The sequence below is a fragment of the Rufibacter aurantiacus genome, from assembly GCF_017916345.1.
Taxonomy (GTDB): domain Bacteria; phylum Bacteroidota; class Bacteroidia; order Cytophagales; family Hymenobacteraceae; genus Nibribacter; species Nibribacter roseolus.
Window position 1 is genome coordinate 848,382 of record NZ_JAFMSV010000003.1, and the last position, 26,187, is coordinate 874,568.

A 26,187-nucleotide genomic window follows, 5' to 3' on the forward strand; every position below is an offset into this window, starting at 1 on the left:
ACGCGGGGGGAAACATTGCACTGCAAAATTATGTTGGTTTCAACCACCTTCCAATACTTACAAATAAGTATTGGAAGGTGGTTGAATGATATTAATGAATTATTGACTTCCAAAGGACAAGAAAATATCATTATTCAATTCGTATTTTATCCTATGACAAAGGAGAATCAAAAGCTGGAACTGCTACTTTTCACAAATTTTTCCAAAAGGAATTAACTTCTTTTTCTGAGAACACCATTATAACGGAACGGCCTCCATGGTGAAACGGGTAGGCCAGCGGATACAGAGTGCCGTGCCTAGTCTCTAATGGAATGCCAGTCGTTTCCAGCTCTTTTCACTAAAACGGGCCTAAAACAGAACGGCCTCCCTTGATTTAGGGAGGCCGTTCTGTTCAAATGGTCATTCATCGTGCTATTTGATACGCACTACGTGGTACTACCTTGCTTTGTCAGACTTCAGCAAGAGCGCTATTAAAACGGCGCTGAAAACAAACCATTTGGTTCTGGCTTTCATGGCTTAGCGGGCTTTGTAATATTTCTTCGCTTCTGGCATGTTCTTCTTGATATCCGCGATACGGGTTTCGTTGGAAGGGTGCGTGCTCAGGAACTCAGGTGGCGACTGTCCGTTGCTGGAGGCGGCCATCCGCTCCCAGAAAGAGATGGCACTTTCTGGATTGTAACCAGCCATTGCCATGAAGATCAACCCTAAACGGTCAGCCTCAGATTCCTGGGTCCGTCCGAATTTCATAAGGCCTACCCCAGCCCCGATTCCATAGGCAGTATTCAACACCTGGGAAGAAGCACCTCCGCCTAAAGAACCAAGGGTAGCTCCGCCAAACTCGGCAGCCAGTTGCTGGCTTATGCGCTCATTGGAGTGCTTGGCAATAGCGTGGGCAATCTCGTGACCCATTACCACGGCTAAGCCGGTCTCATTCTGCGTGATGGGCAGCAAGCCAGTGTATACCGCGGTTTTTCCGCCGGCCATGGCAAAGGCGTTCTGTTGTTTGTCATCCTGGATCAGGTTAAACTCCCACTGGTAACCTTCCAACTGTGCCGAGGCTCCCTGCTGGCGCATGAAGCTTTCCACGGCACCTTGTATCCGCTGGCCTACCCGTTTCACCATAGCAGTCTGGGTAGCGTTTGTAGAAAGTTTACTTTGTTTCATCAGGTCACTGTAGGCCTGGAAAGACATCTGGATCACCTCCTGGTCACCCACCAGCGATAGCTGCCGGCGGCCCGTGATTGGAACAGTGGTACACCCTACCATCAGCAGAACCGCCAATGTGAGGAGTGCATTTCTAAACATGCTCATTTTCATAGATAGGTTAAGGTAATACAAAATAGATCCTGCTCCGGTGTTGCCCTCTGCATAGGAACGATGACCTATACGGAGAAAAATTAACAAAGTGTTGGCCGCTCAGAAATCCGGGGCAAATCTATGTTTATTCCCACATACAATTCCATGCCAATTTTATTTTTGGGGAAGTCTTTTTACCAGACTTGAGGCGACCACGAGAAAGTCCTATCTTTGAAAACAAAAGATACGTCATGAAAATACTTGCCATAGGCCGTAACTACGCTGAACATATTGCTGAGCTGAAAAACGAGGTTCCGGACGAGCCCGTGATTTTCTTTAAACCAGATACCGCCGTTCTTCGCAACAACGAACCGTTCTACTTCCCAGACTACAGCACTGATATTCATTATGAAGTGGAACTGGTGCTGCGCATCAGCAAGGAAGGCAAGAACATCCAGCCTAAGTTCGCCAGCAAGTACTTTGACGGCATCGGGATTGGCATTGACTTCACCGCCCGTGACCTGCAGACCAAGGCTAAAACCAAAGGCCTGCCCTGGACCTTGGCCAAAGGCTTCAACGGCTCCGCTCCTATCTCAGACTTTCTGCCCGTAGAAGAGTTTCCGGCCTTTAACAACATCAACTTCAGCCTCAAACAAAACGGCGAGCTGAAACAGCAGGGAAATTCAGGCATGATGATCCATGACTTTGGCGCTATTCTGGCGTATATGTCCCGGTTCATCACCCTCAAGAAAGGCGATCTTATTTTCACCGGTACGCCGGCGGGCGTGGGCCCCGTTAAAATAGGAGACAGACTTGAGGCGTTTATAGAAGACAAAAACCTTTTGAATTTTGAAGTTAAGTAGCGTACGTTCATTTTTCATTGCCTTATTACTGGGAAGTAGCGGAACTGCCCTGGCGCAGGCCCAGCCTACTCCCCAGGCCTCTTTTTCGGCCAACCCGTTTGCGTTCCCCATCAAACCAGGCACCCAGAATTTTCTTTCGGGCAGCATGGGTGAGATCAGGCCCAACCACTTCCACGGTGGCATTGACATCAAGACTGAGGGTAAAATTGGTTTGCCAGTCTACTCGGCCGGCGATGGCTACATCTCCTATGTGAAGATCTCCAGCTATGGCTATGGTAACCTGGTGTTTGTGACGCACCCTAACGGTTTGGTGACCACGTACGGCCACCTGAACCACCTGGTACCGGCCCTCGCTGATTACATGCTGGGCTTGCAGTACCAGAAAAAGTCCTTTGACGTGGAGGCGTCCTTCAACGAGGCCCAGTTCCCGGTGAAGAAGGGTGACGTCATCGCTTTCTCCGGCAACACGGGAGGCTCCGGCGGTCCGCACCTGCACTTTGAGGTACGTGACACCAAAAACAACCTGCTCAACCCGTTGCGCTACGGTTTCCCCGAGATTGTAGACCAGATTCCGCCTACTGTGTACAATTTCGCACTAACGCCGCAGAGCATTGATGCCCGCGTGAAGGGTGAATTCAAGCGGCAGGAGTTCACGCCGGTGAAACAGGGTAACATCTACACCATCGCAGATACGCTCACCGCGTCGGGTTTGCTGGGGCTGGAGATCCAGGCGATAGACCAGTACAACGGTGCGGCCAATACTAACGGCGTGCAGGCCATGGAACTGAAGATCAACGGAGAGCCCATCTACCGCCACAACATTGACGGTGTTCCGTTTGAAAAGCAGCGGCAGGTATCGGCGCACATCAACTTTCCGGTGCTCAAGATCAACAACCGCGCTTTCCAGCGCCTGTACGTGGCAGACGGCAACTCCCTGCCTATCTATGAGATTGACCACAACCGCGGCCGGTTCAGAATAGAGGAAGGCAAAGTCTACGAGGTGACCGCCGATCTGTACGACTCCTACAAGAACACCACCCAGCTGCGTTTCTACCTCAAAGGCGAAAGCAGTGCCTATAAATCCATGGGCACTCCTGTGGTCTCCAAACCTAAGATCGGGCACGAGGTAGTGGAGAGTTTCCTGAAAATCACCGTAGCCGATACCGCCAAGGAGGCCCGTAACCTGGACCTTTACATCGGCAACTATAAGTATGCGGTGATTCCGTCTTACACCACCAAAGCGGGCTCGGTATACCTCTACAACATGATAGGCGGCCTGCCGGATTCAGCTGAGGTAAGCGGTACACGCGTGCGGTTCCCTTTCAGCCACCTCATTCCGCCAGGCACTGAGTACCTGTACTCCAACCGTTTCATGGACATCACCTTCGGGAAGAACTCATTGTACGATACACTCATTCTGCAGACCTACCACGATGCGCAGGATGTCTTCAGCATCAACAACCCGTTGACCACATTATTCCAGCCAGCCAGAGTGACCATCAGGCCCGCTAAGTTGCCGCTGGATAAGTCTAAAGCGGCCGTGTACGCGCTGGGCTGGGGCAAAGGCGCCGGATTTCTGGGTGGTACCTGGAACGGTGACGCCATCACCTTCAGCGCGAAAGATTTGGGCAAGTTCAAAGTACTGAGCGATACCGTGGCGCCTACGGTCAAACTAGTCAGCAAATCACCCAACCAGATCAGCTTCAGAATCTGGGACAATCTCTCGGGAATCGCCAGCTGGAACTGTGAGGTGAACGGCCAGTGGCTCCTGCTCAAATGGGAACACAAAAACTCAACCCTCACCTCAGAGAAATTGGATAAAACTGTACCTTTGGCTGGTGACGTAGTACTGCGCGTGAAAGACGCCATGGGCAACGAAGCCGTGTATACTACCAAGATTTAGTGTTTAGTTGTTGGTTGTTGGTTGTAAGTTTCTTCACAACTACCGGGTTTGTTTTAGGGCTCTTTTCCTGAAAACAGCCTAAAAACAGCCTACAAACAGCCGTATATTTTCAGACTATCAACTAATCGCTAAACACTAACAACTAATTACTAACAACCAACAACTACACAACATGCTACAGATAGGTGATGCGGCCCCAGACTTTGAGGTGAAAGACCAGAATGGTGCGCCGGTGAAAATGAGCGATTTCAGAGGCAAGAAAGTGGTGCTTTACTTCTACCCCAAAGACGATACGCCGGGCTGCACGGCCCAGGCATGTAACCTCCGCGACAACTATGACGCGCTTCTGGCCAAAGGCTACGTGGTACTGGGCGTGAGCATAGACGATGAGAAATCGCACCAGAAGTTCATCCAGAAGTTTGACCTGCCTTTCCCGCTGCTAGCCGATACCGAGCACGAGATCGTGGAAAAATATGGTGTGTGGCAGGAGAAAAGCATGTACGGCCGCAAATACATGGGAACCATGCGGTACACCTTCGTGATTGACGAGGAAGGCAAGATAGAAGATATCATCACCAAGGTAGACACAAAGAACCACACCGCCCAATTGCTGAAATAACGATAGAAGAGCCGCCGCTTCCGTATTTGGGGTGGGCGGCTCTTTTCTGTTTCAGGCCTATTTTCCTAAATTCTGGCCCAAAACTGATTTTAATGGAAGGCGCGCCTTCCTATTTTCAACCTTTAAACCCTCCTCCTATTCTCATATGAACCCATTCAACTACGACGCGGAACAACTGCTGAACGTGGCCTACCAGGTACGCCGCGACATCGTGCGCATGGTGCATGCCGTGAACTCCGGCCACCCGGGTGGCTCGCTGGGCTGCACCGAATTCCTGGTATCATTGTACTTCCGGCAGATGACGCACAAGCCTGAGTTTGACATGAACGGCATCGGGGAAGACCTGTTCTTTTTGTCTAATGGGCACATCTCCCCAGTTTGGTACAGCACCCTGGCCCGCGCCGGCTATTTTGATCCTAAAGAACTGGCTACTTTCCGGAAACTGAACTCCCGTTTGCAGGGCCACCCGGCTACCGAGGAAGGGCTGCCCGGCATCCGAATCGCCTCTGGTTCCCTGGGCCAAGGTCCATCGGTGGCTATTGGCGCAGCGCAGGTAAAGAAACTGAACGGCGATGACAAACTGGTGTACGTGCTTACCGGCGACGGTGAGTTGGAGGAAGGCCAGGTTTGGGAAGCCGCCATGTACGCCGCCCACCACAAAGTAGACAACTTCATCTGGACCGTGGACTACAACGGCCAGCAGATTGACGGTCCGGTAGACGCCGTGATGAGCCTGGGTAACCTGCACGCCAAGTTTGAAGCCTTCGGCTGGAAAGTGCTGCACTGCGACAACGGTAACAACTTCGCCAGCCTGCTGCCGGTACTAGATGAAGCCAAAGCCTTGACCGGTCAGGGCCAGCCTATCTGCATTCTCATGAACACCCAGATGGGTTATGGCGTGGACTTCATGATGGGCTCACACAAGTGGCACGGCGTAGCGCCTAACGATGCCCAATTGGAACAGGCCTTGCTGCAGCTGAAAGAAACCCTCAACGATTATTAATTCATTCACCGGCGGGCAGGCGTTTAGGCGTCTGCCCTTCTACCCTTCTTAGGTATGACGTTCCTGCGCTCCGTTTATCTGTGGCTCATCTGCTTTCTCATAGGAAGCATGACGGTTCCGCCTGCGGCTGCGCAAAACAAGGCACCGGCGCCTAAGAAGACGCGTCTGCTGTTCCTGCTGGATGCCTCGGGGTCTATGCAGGCCAAATGGGAAACCAGTGACCGCTGGAAAGTAGCCCAGCGAATGCTGGCCCGTATGGCCGATTCCCTGGACTCCTATGCCAACCTCGAGATCGCGCTGCGGGTGTACGGTCACCAGACACCGGTAAACCTCAAGAACTGCAAAGACACCAAGCTGGAGGTTCCGTTTGCCGCCCACAACGCCGCGGCCATTAAAAAGCGGTTGCAGCAGATCACACCCAAAGGCAACACGCCCATCACCTACTCCCTGGAGCAATCGGCGAATGATTTCCCGGCTGATGCAAACTCCCGGAACGTGATCGTGATCATCACCGATGGCCTGGAAAGCTGCGGCGGTGACCCATGTGCTACCTCACTGGCACTGCAGAAAAAGCGTGTTTTCCTGAAACCGTTCATTATTGGCCTGGGCGATGACCCCGGGTACGCGCAGCAGTTTGGTTGCATGGGCCAGTACTACAACGCCTCAGACATTAAAACCTTCCAGAAAGTGCTGGACAACGTCATCAGCATCACTTTGAAGAAGACCACGGTATCAGTAGAGCTCACGGATGATGCCGGACGCCCGGTAGAAACCAACGTGAACCTCACTTTCCTGAATAACGTGACCGGGCAGCCGGAGTACAACTTCGTGCATTACCTTGATCTGGCGGGCAAACCCGATGTGCTGGAGATTGACGCGCTGCTTTCCTATGATCTAGTAGTGAACACGCTACCGGCTGTGGGCTTGCAGAACCTGAACATTAAGCCGGGGCAGCACAACGTCTTCAAGGTGAAAGCCCCTCAGGGCTACCTGTATCTTCGGCAGGATGCGCCTACCTCCTACGGGTCCGTGACGGCACTGGTGCGCGAGAAAGGCAGTCCGTACATACTGGAGACCCAGCGGTTCCCCAGCCAGCAGAAATACCTAACCGGCACTTATGAGGTGGAATTGCTCACTTTGCCGCGCATCAGGAAAACGGTGACCATTAAACAGGGTCAGGCCACGGAGATTACTTTTGCCCCGCCGGGCGCGCTTAACATCACCCAGGACCTGAAAGGCTACGGCAGCCTGTACCTGGTGAACAATGACGGAACCCAGGACTGGCTCTGGAACCTGCCCGAAGGCAGCAGTAAAATAAGCGTACCTTTGCAGCCCGGGAAATACAGGGTTGTTTATAGGCTGAAATCTGCAAAAGGCAGCCAATTCACCGATGTGAAGAATTTCACCATTAAATCGAATTTAACGACGACGATAAAACTTTTCAACTAAGATGAAGGACTTCCCTTACTCAGAATCTAAAGATACCCGCTCCGGTTTCGGGGCCGGCCTGTTGGAACTAGGCCGCACCAATCCTAACGTGGTGGCCCTGTGCGCCGACCTGGTTGGCTCCCTTAAGATGGGCGACTTCATCAAGGAGTTTCCGGAGCGTTTTTTCCAGGTGGGTATTGCCGAGGCTAACATGATTGGCCTGGCCGCCGGGATGACCATTGGCGGAAAGATCCCTTTTACCGGTACCTTCGCCAACTTCTCCACGGGCCGGGTGTATGACCAGATTCGCCAGAGCGTGGCTTACTCGGGCAAGAATGTAAAGATCTGCGCCTCGCACGCGGGACTTACTTTGGGCGAGGACGGCGCCACCCACCAGATTCTGGAAGATTTGGGCATGATGAAAATGCTGCCCCACATGACCGTGATCAACCCGTGTGACTTTAACCAGACTAAGGCCGCTACCATCGCCATCGCTGATTATGAAGGTCCGGTGTACCTCCGTTTCGGTAGACCGGTAGTGCCTAACTTCACCCCTGCTGATCAGAAGTTTGAGATCGGGAAAGCTTTGATGCTGAATGAAGGCAAGGACGTGACCATTCTGGCCACCGGCCACCTGGTTTGGAAAGCCATTCTGGCGGGCAAGCTACTGGCCGAGCAAGGCATTGATGCGGAAATCATCAACATCCATACTATCAAGCCATTAGATACCGAGGCTATCCTGGCATCAGTGCGCAAGACTGGTTGCGTGGTGACCGCCGAGGAGCATAACTACAACGGTGGCCTGGGTGAATCTGTGGCCCGCGTGCTGGCCCAACAGTTACCATCGCCGCAGGAATTTGTGGCCGTGATGGACACCTTCGGGGAAAGCGGTACGCCGGAGCAGTTGATGGAGAAATACGGCCTCAATGAGCAGAGCATTGTTTCTGCCGTGCAGCGCGCCATCTCCCGCAAAAAGTAATTTCAGGGCGTGGCTAGCCACTTATTAACTTACTAATTCCGCTTCTGTTTAGGGTCCGTTTTCCGGAAATCGGCTCCTAAACAGAAGCGGTTTTTCCACCTTAACCCAGCAGGAATTTGATTAGACCTCTACTCTGAGCCAAACACAATAGTCACTTACCCTGAACCACGCCCTTCCCTTGGAAGACAAAGAGATTTTAGAGAAATTCCAGCACCCAGATTCCCGGAACCTGGCCTTCAACCAGCTTGTGCGCAAGTACCAGCAGAAGGTGTATTGGCACGTGCGCAAAATGGTCATTGACCATGACGATGCCGATGACCTGACCCAGGAGGTATTTGTGAAAGTCTGGACCAACCTGGAGAATTTCCGGAAAGATTCTCAGCTCTACACCTGGATCTACCGCATTGCCACCAATGAATGCCTCAACTTCCTGAGCACTAAAAAGAAACGTTTTTTCCTGCCCATCCATGACGTGGCCGCTGAGCTCACGCAGAAGCTTGAATCCACAGACACGCTCTCCGGCGACGAGGTGCAGCTGAAACTCCAGAAGGCACTTCTGCGTCTGCCTGACAAGCAACGGCTGGTCTTCAACATGAAGTACTTTGATGATCTCAAATACGAGGAGATCTCTGAGATTCTGGGCACTTCTGTAGGCGCCCTCAAGGCTTCTTACCACATAGCGGTAAAAAAAATTGAGGAATATTTGAAAAAAGATTAAACCTCTTCAAGCAAAACACATCTAAGAAACAGATGGATAGGAAAAAGGAGCTAGATATGGCAGATTTACCAAAAGACCCGGGCTTTAAAGTTCCCGAGCATTATTTTGATACCCTGCCCACGCGCATTATGCAGCGAACGGCCTATGCCGCGCCAGCTCGTTCAGCGTCCCCGGTGGCTTGGTTCTGGCAGTTCAGGACGGCGGTAGCCGGCGCCTCTTTGGGCCTGGTGTTTGCCGTGTCTTTTCTGGCCACCCAGTACTTTGACGCCAACCCGTCTACAGACGCGGTGATGGCCCAAGTATCGCAGCAAGATATCTTACAGTACCTGGTGAACCATGAAGAACTGGAAACCGCTGATCTGGCCGAGGTACCGGCCGTGAAGCCGAACCAGTCGCTGGAGTTCCTGGATGTCCGCCGCACCGACCTGAATGAAAACCATACCCAGGAGTTGTTGGAAGAAGAGTATGATTACCGTTAACCCCAAAAGAATGAAATTGACCAAGTTGCTGTTTCTGTTTTTCCTGTTCACTGGCTCCGTTACCCTTGCCCAGGGTCAGAACAAAGAAACGCCCGAGGAACGCAAAGCCCGCATAGAGAAAATAGAGACGGCCAAGATTGCCTTCATCACTGATAAGATAAACCTCTCCGGTGACCAAGCCCAGCGTTTCTGGCCCGTTTACCAGGAACATGATCGTAAACGGAACGAACTACGCCAGAAAAGCCGCCCCTACAAAGAACAGAACCTGAATGCCCTCACCGATGAGCAGATTCAGACCGGCTTAGAAGCCCGATTAAACATCCGTCAGCGGGAATTAGACCTTGAAAAAGAATACATGGATAAATACCTGCGCATCATCAGCCCCCGCCAACTGGCCTTGTTTTACCGCGCTGAGCGCGAGTTCACCAAGCTGTTGCTGGAGCGTTTGCAGACGGCTAAGAAATAAAGATTTGGTTTTAGTGTAGAGAGGGGGACGAAAGTCTCCCTTTTTGTTTTTAGCTTGTTTTAGAGGAGTTCGGCCCCTCTTTTCTGGTTCAAGTCTGGGACTTTACCTTTTCTCCTCATCCTGGTTCAAGTCTGTGACTTGGACTTACCATGGCCTGCATGTTTGCAACTGCAGTGAGGCGCAAGCCTCAGGGGCATTTTCTGGGCAATTACCTCCCACTTCATTCCTACTCTGCTTTTAGGGCTAGTTCCTCCGTTTGGAGGTTTGTCACTTTTCTCCTTGATGAGAAAAGTAACCAAAAGAATCAAGAAGCCTCAAACTCGCTGACGCTCGGACAGGGAGGCTTCACTTAAGATACCACCTGGCTAAAGGTATCTGTTGCATCGTACACGCAGGCCACTGCCGCTTGAACAGTTCATCCGTGCGGCAGACCGTGTCTCGGCCTCACTGTAGGCCTTCGCCCCGGGCTGCCCCAGGAAACAGATGGTTATGATGTCTGCTCGGACTATTTGAACATGTAGAGACCAGGCACCGCCTTGTCTCCCACGTGTCCTCCCCAATAACCGGCAATTACCAGAATCACCGGAAACTACTGCAAAGGGCACCCACAAGAGGTGCCCCCCACATTCTTGATTTTCCCGGTGAATGACTCACCAATCCGTTGTGGTTACGCTCCAAACTTCCCGCCGTTGTTGGTGTTATCACCAAGGACCAAAACTGCGTCCCTATCCGCTTACTCATGGATTGCGCGACTCCCCTCCTGGGGAGGGTTAGGATGGTTCGTTTCTTCCCAGATTTCTGCAAAACAGGCCAGAATCAGTTCTGCTACTTCTCTCCTGATGGATACAGACTAAACCAATCGAAAGCTCTTAACCCCTTCTTCGTATCTTTGCCCCAGATTAACCTAAAATACTATGCTTTCACCTCGCCAACTCTTCCTGCAACACCAAGCCCAGACCACCGATTTTCCTTTGCTTTTAGAAGTGGAGCGTGCCGAGGGGGTTTACATGTATGGACCAAACGGCGAACAGTACCTGGACCTGATCTCGGGGATTGGGGTGAGCAACGTGGGCCATCGGCACCCCAGGGTGCTGCAAGCCATCCAGGGTCAATTGGATAAATATCTGCACCTGATGGTGTACGGCGAGATTGTGCAGGCACCGCCGGCCCAATTGGCGCACGCGCTGGCGCAAACCTTGCCGGCTGGGCTAGACAACGTCTATTTTGTTTCCTCCGGCAGCGAGGCAGTGGAGGGAGCCTGCAAACTGGCTAAGCGCTTTACCGGCCGCACCGAACTGGTCGCGTTTGAGAAGGCTTACCATGGTTCTACCCAAGGCTCTTTATCGTTGAACGGTTCTGAGAGCTTTAAACGGGCTTTCCGGCCGCTCCTGCCTGACGTGCGGCACATCCGCCATAACCAGGTGGAGGATTTGGCGCAGATCACTTCGCGTACGGCGGCAGTGGTCCTGGAAACAGTGCAGGGTGAGGCGGGCGTCAGGGTTCCGTCAATAGACTATATGCTGGCGTTGCAGGCCCGATGCCGAGAAGTTGGGGCGCTCCTGATTCTTGATGAGATCCAGAGTGGTTTCGGGCGCACCGGCACATTCTGGGCGTTTGAGCAGTTCGGTGTGGTGCCGGATATCCTTACATGTGCCAAAGGCATGGGCGGTGGCATGCCCATTGGGGCGTTCATCTCCCGCCAGGAAATCATGCATTCACTTAAGAACGATCCTATGTTGGGGCACATTACCACGTTTGGGGGGCACCCTGTTTCCTGCGCGGCCTCTTTGGCCACGCTGCAGGTGATTCAGGAAGAGGGACTGCTGCTGCAGGTGAACGCCAAAGCTGCCCGGTTCAAAGAGCGGCTGGTACACCCGGCCATCAAAGAAATCAGGAACCTGGGCCTTATGATGGCCGTGGAGTTTGAGTCCTTTGACATCCTGAAGCCCATCATTGACAATGCCATCCTGAAAGGCGCCCTCACGGACTGGTTCCTTTTCTGTGACAAGTCCATGCGCATTGCCCCTCCGCTTACCATTACCTTCCCGGAAATTGACGAGGCCTGTGACATTATCCTGGCGGCCATTGCCGAGGAAGTCCGTTTTTAGGCCCTTCCTCTTAAAATAAGCATTAATAACCCTAAGTTTATTCCTGAACCTTTTAAACCCTGTTGCAGTACAAGACACGAATTAGTTTAAGCTTATTCTGCTGCCTTGACTTACCTACCTGTAGATACAACAACCCACCCTTTTAACCTGGTGCCTGCCTCATGGAGATAGCCTTAGTTCTGTTCTTACTTTTGGCTGCCGTCGCCCTGTTTGCCTCAGAGAAACTCTCTGTAGACATTGTCACGCTCATTCTCCTCATCATCTTAACCGGCACCCAGATTATCTCACCCGCCGAGGCCTTTGCAGGTTTCAGCAGTGATTTTATCATCATCCTGGCTTCCATCTTCGTGATTGGGACGGCCTTGGAAGACACGGGTATTCTGGATTTTCTGGTAAACTGGCTCATGCGGCACGCCGGGCACAGGCCCAACACGCTGCTTTTCTCCATCATGTTTTTCCCGGGATTGGTGTCGGCGTTCATGAACAACACCACCGTGACGGCCCTCTTTGTGACGCCCATTGTGGGTGTGGCCAAGAAAATGCGCGCCAGTAGCTCAAAATTTCTCATGCCTTTGGCCTATGCCTCTATTTTGGGCGGAACCTGTACTCTGATCGGCACCTCTACTAACGTGGCCGTGAGCGGGTACATGAGCAAAGCGGGTTATGAGCCGTTTGGGTTCTTTGAGTTTTCCGGCATTGGTATGGTGATCTTCCTGGTGGGGATCGCCTACATGATGACCATCGGGAAGCGCATGCTGCCCCAGACTGCTACCGTTGGCCTCACCACCCGCTACAACATCAAAACTTACCTTACGGAGATCCTGGTGCAGGAAGATTCCCCCTTGATTGGTCAGGTGGCGTTTACCTCCGATCTCTCCAAAATGGGTTTCCGCATCCTCAACATCATCCGGAGCAAGGATAATTTCCTGCCCGATTACCGCACCCGTATCAGGAGCAATGACGTGCTGCTCGTGGAGGGCGAGATGGAGGACCTCATCAAGGTGAAGGAAACCAAAGGCATTCAGATTCTGGCCGATGTGATTGTAGAAGATGATTTGGAGGGCGGTGACATCCGGCTGGCGGAAATCCTGATCACGGGTCAGTCTGACCTGCTCAAGAACACCATCAAGCAGGTGGAGTTTTTACGGCGGTTCGGGTTGGTGGTGCTGGCTGTATCCCGGCAGGGCGAAACCATCAGGACCAAGATTGGTGATGTGCAGCTCCAGTTGGGTGACCTGCTTCTGGTGCAGGGATCGGCGGAACGCCTGGAGTACCTGAAAACAACCCAGCACCTGGCGGTTTTGGGGGAGTTCAAGCCTATTCTGTTCAAACGGCGCAAGGGCATTTTGACGCTCTCTTTCTTTATCGTGGCCATTCTCTTGGGTAGCCTTAACCTGCTGCCCTTGTCAATCTGTTTTCTGGGTGCGGCGGTACTCAGTGTGCTGTTCAAATGCATCTCCACTGATAGAGCCTATCAGGTAATTGACTGGCGCCTGCTTATTCTCATTGGAGGGATGACTGCATTTGGGATGGCCATGGAGAACACCGGCGCCGATAAATTCCTGGCCAACGCCATTGTGGACTTACTGGAACCCTTCGGGACCATTGTGATCCTGGCCGGTTTCGTCTTGCTTACGGTTTTCCTTACCCAGCCTATGTCTAATGCGGCGGCTGCCTTGGTGGTGTTGCCGGTGGCCTTGCAGACGGCCATCCAGTTGGGGGTGAACCCGCGTACCTTTGCCATTGCCATCATGCTATCGGCATCGGTTTCTCTGGTGACGCCGTTTGAGCCTTCCTGTATTCTGGTGTATGGCCCGGGTAAGTACACGTTCAAAGACTTTCTTAAGATCGGCTCGGGGCTTACCATTTTGCTGGTGGTCCTTATTCTGGTGATGGTGCCTATTTTCTGGCCGCTTTAGGTTGTTTTGGGTCTGTTTTTAGAAAATCGGCTTTAAAACACTTCCTTTTCCACAGCCGGTTTGCAGATTCAAGCGTACAGAAAAGCTGACTTTTGAAAACGACGTATGAACCGCGCTGCCCTGTTTGCCTCCCTCTTGCTTTTAAGCTGTTCCCCGGAAAAAGCCCGCGAAACGTTGGCCGAAGAACCTGTTGCCACCGCTGATACCCCTTTGGAAGAAGTTGCGGATTCAGTGACCGATGCCTCTCTTGACGGCACCGCCACCACTACGGTCCCCCTGGACGTAAGACAGCAGCTTCCCGCCGAGTTGGAGGTGCACCTGGACCGCACCCACGGATTATGGCAGTTCCCTACCCTCACTCCCACTGACTCTCAGCGGGTCCCGCAGGAGGAGCAGGGGCCTTACTACGTGCAGGCAGATTTCAACGGGGATAAAAAACAGGATTACGCCATCCAGCTGGTAGAGCGGGACTCAGCGTTTGTGTATGCCTTTGTGAAGCGTTCTGAAGGTGATTTTCAGGAATTCCTGCTGGAACGTGATAAGCTGTATGACATGGATGGTAAAAAGAGAAGCATCCATTACCTGAGGCTGGCCAAGAAAAACGACCGGTTATATGACCATGCCACCCGCCAGCAAACCAATATTGCGCAGGACGGCATTTCTGTGGGGGCCGAGAACTACATCGCCACCTATGTATGGGAGAAAGGGAAATTCAGGAAAATAGAATCGGGTGACTGAGTTCTCTGGTTACTGAAGCTCTAGGAAATGGATAGCTTCGTCTTTTATTTCTTCCCGCGAGAGGCCGTCTTTTACGCCCGTGGTGATTTTCTTCACCAGCACCCCCACCACCGCTTTTCTGAAGCCCATTTTGGTGGCAATGTCAATGCAGAACTCCATCTCACTGTCATCTACAATACCATCGGCGAGCATCATCTCCACCAGGTCATAGACCTGGTCAAAGCGGTCAATGTCATTGTTGGGCATGGTGAGTTTCACGTTTCCGCAGTTGGCCAGCAGCGCCCGCACATCCTGCGCCCGCATTCCCTTCCGTTCGCCAATGGCAATGATATGCTCCATCTCGGCAGAATCTATGTGCCCATCAATTTTAGCCAACGCCCCTAAATTAACAATATGGCTCTTGAGCCGTTTTGTTTCTTCACTCTCAAAAATTGAAAACATAGAGTTACATGATTGGTGGAAGAAGATATTTTATGGTGATTGCACAGACTTTGCGCAAATTATTGCACCCGTCCATTTTCACGATATAATTTACGGACTTTTGAAAAAAATCGCTGCACCAATTCCTTAAAAGTATTTATATTTTTCTTATTGGCCTTAAGAATCGTACAACTGAGAAAAAGTCCTGAATTGTGAGGGATGCCTCAGAGGCAAGAATGGTGGTATTTGGCAGATGTGTGACCAAAAAAGCTTGAGTTTTGTAAGGTAATGCCTTACTTTGCGATTCGTTTTAGATGTTAAGATGAAGAAAATAGCTGTTTTTACGTCCGGGGGAGATGCTCCGGGCATGAATGCTTGTATCCGTGCGGTTGTGCGGACAGCAGTTTACCATAAATTAGAAGTATACGGAATAGGCAGAGGCTACAATGGCATGATCCAGGGAGAGATTTACCGGTTGTTCTCCCACTCCGTGAGCAATATCATTCAAAAAGGCGGGACTATCCTTAAATCGGCCCGCTGTCTGGAGTTCCAAACTCCCGAAGGCAGAAAAAGAGCCTTTGAGCAGATTTCAAAGTTCGGGATTGAGGGCATCGTGGCCATTGGCGGAAACGGAACCTTCACCGGCGCCCAGATTTTCCACCAGGAGTACGGTATTCCAATCATCGGCTGCCCCGGCACCATTGACAATGACCTTTACGGCACTGATTACACCATTGGGTATGACACCGCCGTGAACACCGCCCTTGACGCCATTGACAAGATCAGAGACACCGCCGACAGCCATGAGCGCGTTTTCTTTGTGGAAGTGATGGGTCGTGACTCAGGCTACATCGCCCTGCCCTGTGCCATCGGTGGTGGTGCCGAGATGGTGATGATCCCCGAGACGATTACGTCCATGTCTGAGGTGATTGAGACCCTGCAACAAGGCTGGCGCCGTTCCAAAACCTCCTTCATCATCATCGTGGCCGAAGGCGACGAGGAAGGCGGGGCCACTGAGATTGCCGCGAAGGTGAAAGAAGCATTGCCGCAGATGGATGCCAAAGTGACCATCATCGGGCACGTACAGCGCGGAGGTACCCCAACCGCCGCCGACCGCCTTTTGAGCAGCCAGATGGGTATGGCCGCCGTGGAAGGTCTTATTGCCGGCCGCTCCAATGAAATGGTGGGCGTAATGAACGGCGAGCTGGTGTACACCCCGTTCCATGACACCATCACCAAGAAAAAACCAATCAGCGAGAGCTTCCTTAAGTTAGTGGAAGTACTGAGCGTGTAAAGCGCCTTTCAACCGCTGAAACCTTTCTAATGCGTTTTCAGCCTGATTTCTAAAAATCGGGTTGGGAACGCATTCTCTTTTTAAATTCAATGATTAGCCATTCAATGAATGAAATTTAAATCTTTGTTACTGACTGGTTTGGTCACACTAATCGGCTGCTCAACAAATTCGCCCAAAATTGAAGTTGCGGCCGAAGAAGTCAACCATGAGAAAATGATTGAAGACTATCTCAGGGCTTATGCCATCAAACCAACCTTGGTTTACAAAAATGATGGAAGTAAGGCATTTACGCTCTTAAACCACAAAATTATTTGGAAGGAGCTAAACAGCGGGGTGGAGATTTCTATTGACGGACATTCATTCTCGACAAGTGACAAGGTGACGTTCAATTCTGTCGAAAAATCTGGAAAGGACAGTTTAAACTTCGCCAATTCCTTAATGCAGGTGAAGGTTTACGAAAAAGAATCACTGATTGGCTTCGTCCTTGATTTTGAACCCTGCACAGGAACTGGTTGCAGCATAAGCTACCAAATCATCTATGACTTGAAGACACGGAAACAAAGTTATTTTGGCAAATTCCGGACAGGGTTTGAATTTGAGCTCTATGACTTCAACAAAGATGGAAAGTTAGATTATTTGGCTACGGAAACTGATGGTCCTAGCGCCGATGGAGTGCTGGCAAAAGAATACATCCTGTATAGCCAGGCTAAGGGCGGAGAGTTCGAAGAATTCTCGACAGAAAGGCAAAAAAGGTTTTGGTTCAGGTATACTTCAAATGAAAGTGGACCAATGCCCCAAGATGAGAAATTTGAGGAAAGCTGGGTGGAGAAAATAGATAAATCGGGCAAATAACAATTTTCAGGAGCCCGGCTACGGCCGATGGCCTTACTCAGGGTTGCGTGCCCTCTAGAAATAACCAAATCTGGCTTCGGTAATAACCAACGGAATTAAATGCCGTTTTCTAATCCAACATCCTAAAAGAACAGCAATGGAATTTAGACAACTTGGGGCATCTGGGTTACAGGTGCCGGTGCTCAGTTTCGGGACCGCGACTTTTGGCGGCGGCGGTGAATTCTTCAAAGCCTGGGGCAGCACCCAGGTAGACGAGGCTACCCGCATGGTCAACCTTTGTATGGATGCCGGCGTGAACTTCTTTGACACCGCCGACATCTACTCTCAGGGCATGTCTGAGGAGATACTGGGGCAGGCCCTGAAAGGCCTCGGGCGCTCAGAGGTGATTATCTCCACCAAGGGCACATTCCCTTTCGGGGAAGGGCCCAACAACCAGGGCTCCTCACGGTTCCACCTCCTGAAACAAGTGGAAGGCAGCCTTAAACGTCTCAACACCGATTACATTGACCTGTACCACATGCACGGCTTTGACGGGAACACGCCCGTAGAGGAAACCCTGCGTACCCTGGATGACCTGGTGCAAAGCGGCAAGGTCCGCTACATCGCGGCCTCCAACTTCTCGGGCTGGCACCTGATGAAATCACTGGGAGTTTCTGAGAAGTACGGCTGGAACCGCTACGTAGCGCACCAGGTGTATTACTCTCTCACCAACCGGGAATACGAATGGGAACTTATGCCCCTGGGCCTTGACCAAAATGTAGGCGGTATCGTCTGGTCTCCCCTGGCTGCAGGCCGATTGGGCGGAAAATACCGCAGAGGTCAAACACTGCCCCAGGACAGCCGCATTGCGCAGGGTGGCAGCCCCGTACCAGAGGCTGTGGTGAACGAAGAGGTTTTCTACAACATCATAGACGCGCTGGATGAAATAGCGGCAGAGACAGAGAAAACGGTAGCCCAGGTGGCACTGAACTGGCTTCTGCAAAGACCTACCGTCTCCAGCATCATTATTGGCGCCCGGAATGAGGAACAACTCAAGCAAAATCTGGGAGCCGTGGGCTGGAATCTGACGGTGGACCAGGTAAAGAAACTGGATGCGGCCAGTGAGGTCCCTCCTATTTATCCTTACTGGCACCAAAGACAAAACACCAAGCTCAACCCATTGCCCCCTTTCTACCCAAAGAGAAAGTAAAATAGGGTTTTAGTATTGAAACAAATCCACTCTGATTTGGGGCTATTTTCTGGAAAACAGCCCCAAATCAAAGTGGATTTTATGTTTCAAAGGTTTATGGCAGGGGAGCGCGAAATCGGTCTTCCTGAGCATTGGCTATTTCAGCCTGAATGTAGGCCAACACCTCGTTGAACTGGTTGGGATGGAACCAATGGATTTCAGGGTCGCGGGTGAACCAAGTTAATTGGCGCTTGGCGTAGCGGCGGCTGTTGCGTTTTAGGAGCCTTACCGCTTCTTCATAGGGATAATCGCCGTCCAGGTAATGGAACAACTCGGTGTAGCCCACGGTTTGCAGGGCCTGGTGCTGACGGTACGGAACCATGCTTTTCACCTCTTCTAAAAGTCCCTGTTCCAGCATCAGGTCCATGCGCAGGTCAATGCGGTCATAGAGTTCCTGGCGGTCGCGGTTCAGCCCTATTTTGATGATCTGGAAATCGCGCCCGCGTTCCTTGCTTTTGGTCCGGAAAGAGGAATACGGCTGGCCGCTGCTCAGGCAAACCTCCAGGGCTCTCACCACCCGCTGCGGATTCTGAACGTCCACCTGAGCCGCATAAGTAGAATCTAATTCGCGTAATTGCTCCACCAGCCTGGGAAGTCCCTCCTCTTCTAACCTTTTCGTCAACTCCTCCCTGATGCCAGGCAGAATCTTGGGCATTTCATCCAGGCCTTCGCACAGTGCCCGCACATAGAGCCCTGATCCGCCCGTGGCGATGACTACCTGGTGCACTTTGAACAGGTTTTGCAGCAATTGCAGGGCATCTTCTTCAAAGGCACCTGCGTTGTACTCCTCCTCAATAGAATGGGAGTCAATGAAATAGTGGACTACCCCACCCTGCTCCTCCGGGCTAGGTTTGGCCGTGCCGATGCTCAGTTCTTTGAAAAACTGCCGGGAATCCATGGACAGGATCTGCGTCTGGAAGTGGCGGGCCAGCTGCACACAGAAATCGGTTTTGCCAACGGCCGTAGGACCTACCACTACAATTAAGAATCTATGTTGTTCCATCACAATCCGGCATAAAGACTGAGCAGGTGCTTTTCCTCGGTTTCCCAGTTCCACTCCTCCCGCGCTTGCAGGCAGTTTCGCTGTAACCGCTGGTAAACCTCCTGATCATGCAGCAAAGTTAACAGCGCCGCCCGGACTTCCTCTACCTGGTTTTCTACCAGCAGCGCCACTTCGTGCCGGGCGTTCAGCTCCGCGTACTCCGGGAATGGCACACAGACCTGCGGAATGCCCGCCTGCACGTAGTCAAAGAATTTATTGGCCAATGAATAGTAATAACTCAGGCCATGGTTATCCAGCAGCATGATTCCGGCCCAGGCGGCTGCGGTAACTTGGGCCAAAGCTTTTGGTGCCACGTTGCCTTTGAATATGATTTTATCCTGCAGGCCAAGCTGCTGGGTCAGCTGTTTAAGTTGGAGCATGAGCGGGCCGGTGCCGCAAATGACCAGTTGGGCAGGTACCTCCTGCATTGCTTTGATGGTATTCTCCAATCCGCGGCCCACGTTCAGTGCTCCCTGGTAGATAAAGTATGGCGGCGGGGACGGCAAGGCGGCGTAAGACTGCCGTACCGGCATGTTCCGGACCAGGTGTACTGGGCACCCGTACTTCTGCTGGAAGTAGGTCACCAGCGAGGCACTTACGGTATAGGCCAGTGTAGCCCGTTTAAAAGCCATTTTCTCTAAAAAAGCCCAAAAACGCTTCACCAAAGGTCGGTTCACCACCTCGGGCATCTCGGGGAACAGCTCATGGGCATCATAGACCAGCGGCTTCCGGCACCAGGCAACGGTGACCAGTCCGGCCAAAGCAGTATCAGCGTCTACGGCTCCGTAAATGTCAAACCTGTTAAAGAAAAACCAGGTCACCAGCCGAAGATTGTACTCCAGGTAAAACATGGGCCCTTTTAGAAACCAACATTTTATGCGGTGCCATTGGAAGGGAAGCGCAGGTACTTCTGCGGAACCGGGCAGCAATCTTCCTACCAGGGTTACTGCGTATCCGGCTGATGCTAAAGAGTTGGCAATCCGTAGCATGCGTTGGTCATGGCTAATGTCAGTGGTGACCGTAAAAACAATAGATTTAGCCATGGCTGGGAATAAGCAAGGTTGCGCGGCGCTTAAGTGTAAAATACCAGTTTTTAGGATAGATTTGCTAAATTAGGCTTTTTCCAGCCAAGTGCCACTTTCAGGAAAAAAGCCAACAACAGCCAAAGTAGAAACTCGGAGATGAATACTAGTAACACCATGGTAGACAGGACAGCACAGGAAGCAGCAGCCGCGCGTTTGATTGATTTTGCGGAGCATGTGAGTGGCAGCCGGAAATACATGTTTGTGTGTACGCCAGATGGCACGCTCCTGAGCATAAACCAACAGGCCAAAGACATTTTCTTCGGGGGCAAGGATATCCCCGCCGACATGAACGTGAAGGAGCTGCTGGACGAGAAGCAGCAGTTTGAGTTTGACCGTAACGTGCGCCTGCTCCGGACCCGCAAGAACATCAGCGGCTTTTTCCAGCCCAAAGACAAGATCCTGAACACCAACCTGCTCTATTTCAAGTCCAGCCTGGTGCAACAAGAGGGCTTTGAGTTGCTGTACATCGCGGTTCGCGCGGCCTCCGCAGAGGTGATGCCCGCCGGCGATATGTTTGCGACGGAATCTAGCTACCGGACCATTTTTGAGGAAAGCAATGAGCCCATGTTCATCCTGGACAAGAAGGGCATGTTCATTGACATCAACAAACAAACGGTTTCCATCACCCAGATTGAAAAGCAAAACCTCATAGGCAAAAGCGTTTTTGAGGCGTTTGACTTAAATCCCTCGGAAAGGATCGCGTTCAGGACCCGAATACTGCAGGCCTGCGAGGGAAAAACCCAGCGCTTTGACTGGTGGTTCAAGAACAGTGATGGCACGCACTACCCGCTCTGGCTTTCTTTCAGATGCGGTAAATATTTTGGGCAAGAGGTGATTTTGGGCACGGCCAAACCCATGGAAGACGCTCGCCTCCCTATTGAGGGCGGGCGCCAGCGCCAGGAGCAGCAGGAATTCATGGCCAGGCTTCTGCCGCAGCTCAACAACCTGAAAACCGCCGAAGACATTCTATCGGTGGTATTGGGTGAGCTCATCAATTTGCCTAGCGTTTGTGGGGGCGGTGTTTTTGTCTACCAACCTTCCACCCGCATGGTGCAGTTGGTTTGCAACAAGGGAGACCAGTCTTACTTGCTGAAAGAAAAAAGCGTACTGGCCTTGAACCCCGAGTTTCTGGCGCAGCTGGAGAACAAGAACAAGTACCGGTCGCTGCTCAGTATCTCGCGCAATTTTCAGCACCTATTCAATAAGCGCGAGGTGCTGGCAATGCCCATCAGCACCGACAAGCAATACCTGGCCACCATCATCCTGCTGGTAGATGACGCCATGAACATGACCAGCAGCCTCACCGAATTTGTGAACCATGTGGGGTTTGAGGTGAGTTCCTACCTCTCCCGGTTCGAACTCCGGCAGGAACTGCATTACTCAGAAGGCAAGTACAAAACCCTTTTTGAGTCCAGCAATGATTCTATTTTCCTGCTCAACCATACTTTAATTGCTGACTGTAACTTCCAGGCCACCGTTTTGCTGGACTGCGACAAGCAGGACATCATCGGAAAACGGATAGCCGATTTCTCGCCCGCGCTCCAGGCCGACAACTCCTCTTCTGTGGAGAAGTCCCTGCAGTTGATTGAATGCACCCTGGAGGATGGCCAGCCCCGCAGCCTGGAATGGCGCATTGAGAAATCAGACGGGAGCATCATTGACGGGGAAATCAGTTTCAGCGCCATTATTCTGGAAGGCGTCAATTTTGTGCAGTGCATTCTCCGCGACATCACCTCCCGCAAAGAAGCCCAGGCGCTGATCAGGCGCCAGGAAGTGCTGCGCGAGTCCATGCATCAGTTCCGGTCATTCCTGAGCCAGGTGAACCTTGCTTACGTGAGCATGGACCTGGACCTGCGCGTGGTGTACGTGAATGACTATTTCCTGCAATACACCGGCTACAAACGCGAGGAGGTGGTAGGCCAGAACTACTATGACATCTTCGTGCCGGAAAAAGAACGGGCCACCCGCATCCAGGAGATCAGGAAGGCGCTGCAGAACCAGACACTACGCAGTTACTATGAGTGGGACCTGATCACCAAATCACAGTCAGTGAAGATCCTGCGCTGGAACATCATGTTTGAGATGGACGTGGAAGGCAATGTGGTGGGCATCACCGCGGTAGGCAAGGACATGACCGACAAACGCATTGCCATGGAAGCGCTCAAGGACAACAAAATCCGCCTCCAGGATTTGTTTGACAACGCCCATGACCTTATCCAGAACATCTCCACCGATAACAAGTTCATCTTCGTGAACCGGGCCTGGAAAGAGAAGCTGGGCTACAACGACTTTGACATTGAGAACCTTACCCTCAATGACATTGTCCACCCATACTACAAAGCCAAGCTCATTTACCAGCTTCGCAACCTGTACAAAGGCGACGATGTCAACAAAATAGAAACCGTATTCCTGACCAAGAGCGGCAAACCAATTCACTTGATAGGCAGTATCAACTGCAGCTGGCAAGACGGCAAGCCCATTGCCACCCGCGCCATCCTCCACGACATCACCGACCGGATTAAGGCGGAGCGTCTGCAGAAGGTATATTACAGTATCGCTAACTTGGCCATCAGTTCCAAAGACTTACCGTCTCTGTACAGCGCCATCCACCGCGAGCTGAGCAAGATCATTGAGACGCATAACTTCTACATCGCGCTGTTTGATGAGGAAAAGGACCTTATCAACTTCGTGTATTATGTAGACCAGAACTCCAACGTACCGGCGGCTCCCAGACCGTTCTCTCTGGGCATGACCGAGTACATCATCAAAACCGGCAAACCGCTGTATGCCTCCAAAGCCGATTTCATGGACCTGGTGGAGAAAGGCCAGATAGAGGTAAACGGCGTGGTGCCTGAGGTGATGCTCTCCTCCCCGCTCTCCATTGGCGAGCGCATCATTGGCGTAATTGCCGTGCGCGACTACAAAAACCCAGAGGCATACGTGCAGACCGATATCGAGATCCTGCACTTTATCTCTAACCAGGTGGCCCTGGCAATTGAACGGAAACGGAACGAGGAGCAGATCACCATCCAGAATGCCCGCCTAAAAGCCATCTTTGAAAGCGGCAACCATTTAATGTGGTCCATTAACCGTCAGTTCCAGTTAACATCCTTTAATCAGAATTTTCAGAGTGAGATCCAGTCCTGGACCAGCGTCTTGCCTTCGCTGGGCCTGAAGCTGAACCAGATGGTGGGCGACTATGTCACCCAGGAGAATTTCCGGTTGATCAAGGAGAAATATGAATCGGCATTTACCGGCCACCCAGAGCAATTTGAGCTTGAGTTGCACCACCCTAACGGTACCAGTGCCTGGCGGGAAGTACTGCTCAACCCTATTTACCTGGAAGACGGCAGTTTTGAAGACGTATCTGCCATTGCGCTGGATATCACGGAGAAGAAGATCTCTCAGCTGGCAGTTGCGGTAAACGAGGAGAAATTCAGGCAGATCTTTGAGTCTTTCCAGGACCTGTACTACAAAACAGACATGGAAGGCTCCTTCCAGTTGATTAGTCCTTCGGTGCAGGAGGTATTGGGCTTTGTCCCCGCTGAGGCGATGAAATTGAATGCCCAGGACCTTTACGCCCACCCAAGCGACCGCGATGAACTGCTGCGGATGCTCTTTGACCAGAAAAGCGTCCGGAACTTTGAGACCTCGCTGCTTACCCAGCAAAACCAGCAGATTGAGGTATTGATCAACTCGCGCCTTATCCTGAATGAAAATCAGGAGCCGGTAGCCATTGAAGGTGTTGCCCGGGACATCACCGAATTGAAAGACACCCAGCGGGAACTCATCAGGGCGAAAGAACTGGCGGAGAACTCATTGCAGGTGAAAAACCAGTTCCTGGCCAACATGAGCCACGAGCTGCGGACCCCAATGAACGGTATCATCGGCATGATTGACGTGCTGCACCACTCAGCCACGAACGAGGAGCAGATGGATTATATAGAAACGCTCCGGACCTCCTCTAACGCGCTCCTGGATATCCTGAATGATATTCTGGACCTTTCAAAAATACAGGCCGGAAAACTACAGCTGAACAAAACGGGCATTGACCTGTCTTACTCACTGGAGAAAATCCATAACCTGTTCGCGAACCGGGCCACCCAGAAAGACCTCACGTTCACGTATGATATCTCTGAAGACACGCCGCGGTACATCATCACAGATGAAACCCGTCTTTTGCAGATACTCTCCAACCTGACCTCCAATGCCATCAAATTCACCAATGAGGGCAGCGTGCGGGTAGAGGTTAGCAGAGTGGGCGGCGAAGGCGACGAGCACCTGCTCATGTTCCAGGTGAAAGACTCAGGCATAGGCATCTGCGAGGAAGACATCCGGTTGCTGTTCACCAATTTTACGCAGTTAGACAACTCCTCATCCAAGACGTTTGGCGGTACCGGCTTAGGCCTGGCTATCTCTAAGCAGTTGAGTGAGTTATTGGGCGGCGAGATTGGCGTAGAGTCTGAGGCCGGCAAGGGAAGTACCTTCTGGTTTACCATCCTGTGCCAGGAAGCGGAGAATGTGAAGCAAATCCATGACCAGCTGCAATCTTCTAAAGAACTGGAGGAAATTGGTAAATTTGACCCCGAACCGGTTATCTTGTTGGTAGATGATAACCAGATAAACCAAAAAGTAGCTTTAAAACTACTGGAACGGATGGGTTGCCATGCCGATGTGGCGTCTAACGGGTATGAGGCCATTGAAAAAGCCACCCAAAAGCGGTATGACCTTATTTTCATGGACATCCAGATGCCAGAAATGGACGGGGTCACCGCCACGCGTGAACTCAAAAAGCTGAAGGGGACAGATTGCCCGCCCATTATTGCCATGACCGCCTACTCCATGAAAGACGATGCGGAGAAGTTCATTAACGAGGGGCTGGATGATTATGTATCTAAACCGGTGAAGATCTCTGACCTGCATGACCGCATAGTGAAATGGTATGGAAGCAGCAGTCAGGAAAGCACCCAAACGGCTCCGAAGGTTGCAGAAGCGCCACAGCAGCAAGCCAGTACTGAGTGGTCACTGGATATGAATGTGGTGGAGCAGCTCAGAAGCATTGGCGGCGATGACTTTGCCTTGCAGCTGTACGTGGAATTTGAAGAGGAAACCTCAGAATTGTTGGAGGAAGCCAAAAAAGAAGTGGCTGCACAACATTATGAAGGTATTTTAAGTACACTGCATCAAATCAAGGGAACTGCTTCCACATTAGGTCTGGATTCTGTTTCCAGTTTGGCACAAGAGCTGGAACATGACATTAAAAAGGGGAAATTCACATTTGTTGGGACTACCTTTTCTGATTTAGAATCAAGTTTTACTAATTTTAGAGCAAACTATCGAAATAAACTCTTATCGAACTAACCATGGCCGATTCTAAAACCATATTGATTGCAGAGGATAGCTCTGTTATTCTGAATCTTACGAAGAAAATACTGGAATTGCAGAACTACACGGTAGTGTCGGCGAAAAACGGCGGGGAAGTTCTCAAGAAGGTACAGGACCAGAAAATTGACGCTATTCTCATGGATTTAAACATTCCGGTGAAAAACGGGATGGAATGCACGAAAGAAATCCGGGCGAGCCAGGATCCGCAGATCGCCAAAATTCCGATCATTGCCGTAACCGGGAACGCGAACAACTACACATTAGAACAATTCAAAGAAGCCGGTATCAACGCTTACTTGCCTAAGCCTTTGGATTTTGACATGCTGGTGCAGACCGTAAAAGAATACGTGCACTAAGACAGC

At 51.6% G+C, this 26,187-nt stretch carries 21 protein-coding genes; 17 read left to right on the forward strand and 4 right to left on the reverse strand.

The window, feature by feature from the left end:
• Positions 1–516: 516 nt before the first annotated feature.
• Positions 517–1,305, reverse strand: a complete 789-nt coding sequence (locus J3P34_RS14055) for a M48 family metallopeptidase (RefSeq protein ID WP_210465278.1) — start codon at positions 1,303–1,305, stop codon at positions 517–519.
• A 242-nt stretch (positions 1,306–1,547) separates the two neighbouring features.
• Between J3P34_RS14055 and J3P34_RS14060 the strand changes: the two genes are divergently transcribed.
• The 12 genes from J3P34_RS14060 to J3P34_RS14115 all read left to right on the forward strand — a co-directional run bounded on the left by J3P34_RS14060 (position 1,548) and on the right by J3P34_RS14115 (position 14,519).
• The gene (locus tag J3P34_RS14060) at positions 1,548–2,159 is read left to right on the forward strand and encodes a fumarylacetoacetate hydrolase family protein (protein ID WP_210489286.1); all 612 of its coding nucleotides are present in this window, start codon (positions 1,548–1,550) and stop codon (positions 2,157–2,159) included.
• Positions 2,146–4,062 (forward strand): M23 family metallopeptidase, encoded by a 1,917-nt coding sequence (locus J3P34_RS14065; protein WP_246853707.1) that lies wholly within the window; start codon positions 2,146–2,148, stop codon positions 4,060–4,062. Before J3P34_RS14060 ends, J3P34_RS14065 begins: the two co-directional genes overlap by 14 nt.
• A gap of 172 nt (positions 4,063–4,234) precedes the next feature.
• Positions 4,235–4,681: a thioredoxin-dependent thiol peroxidase gene (gene bcp / locus J3P34_RS14070; protein ID WP_210489287.1), complete on the forward strand. Its 447-nt coding sequence runs from the start codon at positions 4,235–4,237 to the stop codon at positions 4,679–4,681.
• Between the two features lie 145 nt (positions 4,682–4,826).
• A complete protein-coding gene (locus J3P34_RS14075; protein ID WP_210465281.1) occupies positions 4,827–5,684 on the forward strand; it encodes a transketolase in 858 nt (285 codons plus the stop codon).
• Positions 5,685–5,738: 54 nt separating this feature from the next.
• Positions 5,739–7,133, forward strand: a complete 1,395-nt coding sequence (locus J3P34_RS14080) for a vWA domain-containing protein (protein ID WP_246853708.1) — start codon at positions 5,739–5,741, stop codon at positions 7,131–7,133.
• A gap of 1 nt (position 7,134) precedes the next feature.
• On the forward strand, positions 7,135–8,091 hold the full coding sequence (locus tag J3P34_RS14085; RefSeq protein WP_210489288.1) for a transketolase family protein: 957 nt from the start codon (positions 7,135–7,137) through the stop codon (positions 8,089–8,091).
• A gap of 178 nt (positions 8,092–8,269) precedes the next feature.
• Positions 8,270–8,809: an RNA polymerase sigma factor gene (locus tag J3P34_RS14090; protein WP_210489289.1), complete on the forward strand. Its 540-nt coding sequence runs from the start codon at positions 8,270–8,272 to the stop codon at positions 8,807–8,809.
• Between the two features lie 56 nt (positions 8,810–8,865).
• Positions 8,866–9,288 carry a hypothetical protein gene (locus tag J3P34_RS14095; RefSeq protein ID WP_210489290.1) on the forward strand — a complete coding sequence of 141 codons (423 nt, stop codon included), beginning with the start codon at positions 8,866–8,868 and terminating at the stop codon, positions 9,286–9,288.
• Between the two features lie 10 nt (positions 9,289–9,298).
• Complete coding sequence (locus J3P34_RS14100) at positions 9,299–9,754, forward strand: hypothetical protein (protein ID WP_210489291.1); 456 nt, start codon at positions 9,299–9,301, stop codon at positions 9,752–9,754.
• A 914-nt stretch (positions 9,755–10,668) separates the two neighbouring features.
• Positions 10,669–11,862, forward strand: a complete 1,194-nt coding sequence (locus J3P34_RS14105) for an aspartate aminotransferase family protein (protein ID WP_210489292.1) — start codon at positions 10,669–10,671, stop codon at positions 11,860–11,862.
• Between the two features lie 161 nt (positions 11,863–12,023).
• Entirely contained in the window at positions 12,024–13,781 is a 1,758-nt protein-coding gene (locus tag J3P34_RS14110; RefSeq protein WP_210489293.1) for an SLC13 family permease, read from the forward strand.
• A 105-nt stretch (positions 13,782–13,886) separates the two neighbouring features.
• On the forward strand, positions 13,887–14,519 hold the full coding sequence (locus J3P34_RS14115; RefSeq protein ID WP_210489294.1) for a hypothetical protein: 633 nt from the start codon (positions 13,887–13,889) through the stop codon (positions 14,517–14,519).
• A gap of 9 nt (positions 14,520–14,528) precedes the next feature.
• Here the strand turns inward: J3P34_RS14115 and J3P34_RS14120 are convergent, their stop codons facing one another.
• The gene (locus tag J3P34_RS14120) at positions 14,529–14,960 is read right to left on the reverse strand and encodes a tellurite resistance TerB family protein (RefSeq protein ID WP_210465290.1); all 432 of its coding nucleotides are present in this window, start codon (positions 14,958–14,960) and stop codon (positions 14,529–14,531) included.
• Positions 14,961–15,261: 301 nt separating this feature from the next.
• Between J3P34_RS14120 and pfkA the strand changes: the two genes are divergently transcribed.
• The 3 genes from pfkA to J3P34_RS14135 all read left to right on the forward strand — a co-directional run bounded on the left by pfkA (position 15,262) and on the right by J3P34_RS14135 (position 18,274).
• Positions 15,262–16,233 (forward strand): 6-phosphofructokinase, encoded by a 972-nt coding sequence (gene pfkA / locus J3P34_RS14125; RefSeq protein WP_210465291.1) that lies wholly within the window; start codon positions 15,262–15,264, stop codon positions 16,231–16,233.
• Between the two features lie 108 nt (positions 16,234–16,341).
• The gene (locus J3P34_RS14130) at positions 16,342–17,085 is read left to right on the forward strand and encodes a hypothetical protein (protein WP_210489295.1); all 744 of its coding nucleotides are present in this window, start codon (positions 16,342–16,344) and stop codon (positions 17,083–17,085) included.
• 136 nt (positions 17,086–17,221) lie between these two features.
• Positions 17,222–18,274: an aldo/keto reductase gene (locus J3P34_RS14135; protein ID WP_210489296.1), complete on the forward strand. Its 1,053-nt coding sequence runs from the start codon at positions 17,222–17,224 to the stop codon at positions 18,272–18,274.
• Between the two features lie 94 nt (positions 18,275–18,368).
• Here J3P34_RS14135 and miaA read toward each other — a convergent pair whose 3' ends face one another.
• Positions 18,369–19,316 (reverse strand): tRNA (adenosine(37)-N6)-dimethylallyltransferase MiaA, encoded by a 948-nt coding sequence (gene miaA, locus J3P34_RS14140; protein WP_210489297.1) that lies wholly within the window; start codon positions 19,314–19,316, stop codon positions 18,369–18,371.
• Entirely contained in the window at positions 19,316–20,398 is a 1,083-nt protein-coding gene (locus tag J3P34_RS14145; RefSeq protein ID WP_210489298.1) for a glycosyltransferase, read from the reverse strand. Before J3P34_RS14145 ends, miaA begins: the two co-directional genes overlap by 1 nt.
• Before the next feature lie 138 nt (positions 20,399–20,536).
• Here J3P34_RS14145 and J3P34_RS14150 point away from each other — a divergent pair, with 138 nt between their 5' ends.
• Positions 20,537–25,801, forward strand: a complete 5,265-nt coding sequence (locus J3P34_RS14150) for a PAS domain S-box protein (protein WP_210489299.1) — start codon at positions 20,537–20,539, stop codon at positions 25,799–25,801.
• 2 nt (positions 25,802–25,803) lie between these two features.
• On the forward strand, positions 25,804–26,181 hold the full coding sequence (locus J3P34_RS14155; protein WP_210465297.1) for a response regulator: 378 nt from the start codon (positions 25,804–25,806) through the stop codon (positions 26,179–26,181).
• Positions 26,182–26,187: the final 6 nt, after the last annotated feature.

What these genes read in the sequence shown, in the direction of transcription:
- J3P34_RS14155 (WP_210465297.1), top strand. Translation starts at nt 25,804, where the DNA reads ATGGCCGATTCTAAAACCATATTGATTGCAGAGGATAGCTCTGTTATT.
- J3P34_RS14110 (WP_210489293.1), top strand. Translation starts at nt 12,024, where the DNA reads ATGGAGATAGCCTTAGTTCTGTTCTTACTTTTGGCTGCCGTCGCCCTG.
- J3P34_RS14095 (WP_210489290.1), top strand. Translation starts at nt 8,866, where the DNA reads ATGGCAGATTTACCAAAAGACCCGGGCTTTAAAGTTCCCGAGCATTAT.
- J3P34_RS14085 (WP_210489288.1), top strand. Translation starts at nt 7,135, where the DNA reads ATGAAGGACTTCCCTTACTCAGAATCTAAAGATACCCGCTCCGGTTTC.
- J3P34_RS14130 (WP_210489295.1), top strand. Translation starts at nt 16,342, where the DNA reads ATGAAATTTAAATCTTTGTTACTGACTGGTTTGGTCACACTAATCGGC.
- J3P34_RS14100 (WP_210489291.1), top strand. Translation starts at nt 9,299, where the DNA reads ATGAAATTGACCAAGTTGCTGTTTCTGTTTTTCCTGTTCACTGGCTCC.
- J3P34_RS14120 (WP_210465290.1), bottom strand. Translation starts at nt 14,960, where the DNA reads ATGTTTTCAATTTTTGAGAGTGAAGAAACAAAACGGCTCAAGAGCCAT.
- J3P34_RS14145 (WP_210489298.1), bottom strand. Translation starts at nt 20,398, where the DNA reads ATGGCTAAATCTATTGTTTTTACGGTCACCACTGACATTAGCCATGAC.
- J3P34_RS14150 (WP_210489299.1), top strand. Translation starts at nt 20,537, where the DNA reads ATGAATACTAGTAACACCATGGTAGACAGGACAGCACAGGAAGCAGCA.
- pfkA (WP_210465291.1), top strand. Translation starts at nt 15,262, where the DNA reads ATGAAGAAAATAGCTGTTTTTACGTCCGGGGGAGATGCTCCGGGCATG.
- J3P34_RS14060 (WP_210489286.1), top strand. Translation starts at nt 1,548, where the DNA reads ATGAAAATACTTGCCATAGGCCGTAACTACGCTGAACATATTGCTGAG.
- J3P34_RS14115 (WP_210489294.1), top strand. Translation starts at nt 13,887, where the DNA reads ATGAACCGCGCTGCCCTGTTTGCCTCCCTCTTGCTTTTAAGCTGTTCC.
- bcp (WP_210489287.1), top strand. Translation starts at nt 4,235, where the DNA reads ATGCTACAGATAGGTGATGCGGCCCCAGACTTTGAGGTGAAAGACCAG.
- J3P34_RS14055 (WP_210465278.1), bottom strand. Translation starts at nt 1,305, where the DNA reads ATGTTTAGAAATGCACTCCTCACATTGGCGGTTCTGCTGATGGTAGGG.
- J3P34_RS14135 (WP_210489296.1), top strand. Translation starts at nt 17,222, where the DNA reads ATGGAATTTAGACAACTTGGGGCATCTGGGTTACAGGTGCCGGTGCTC.
- J3P34_RS14080 (WP_246853708.1), top strand. Translation starts at nt 5,739, where the DNA reads ATGACGTTCCTGCGCTCCGTTTATCTGTGGCTCATCTGCTTTCTCATA.
- J3P34_RS14105 (WP_210489292.1), top strand. Translation starts at nt 10,669, where the DNA reads ATGCTTTCACCTCGCCAACTCTTCCTGCAACACCAAGCCCAGACCACC.
- J3P34_RS14075 (WP_210465281.1), top strand. Translation starts at nt 4,827, where the DNA reads ATGAACCCATTCAACTACGACGCGGAACAACTGCTGAACGTGGCCTAC.
- miaA (WP_210489297.1), bottom strand. Translation starts at nt 19,316, where the DNA reads ATGGAACAACATAGATTCTTAATTGTAGTGGTAGGTCCTACGGCCGTT.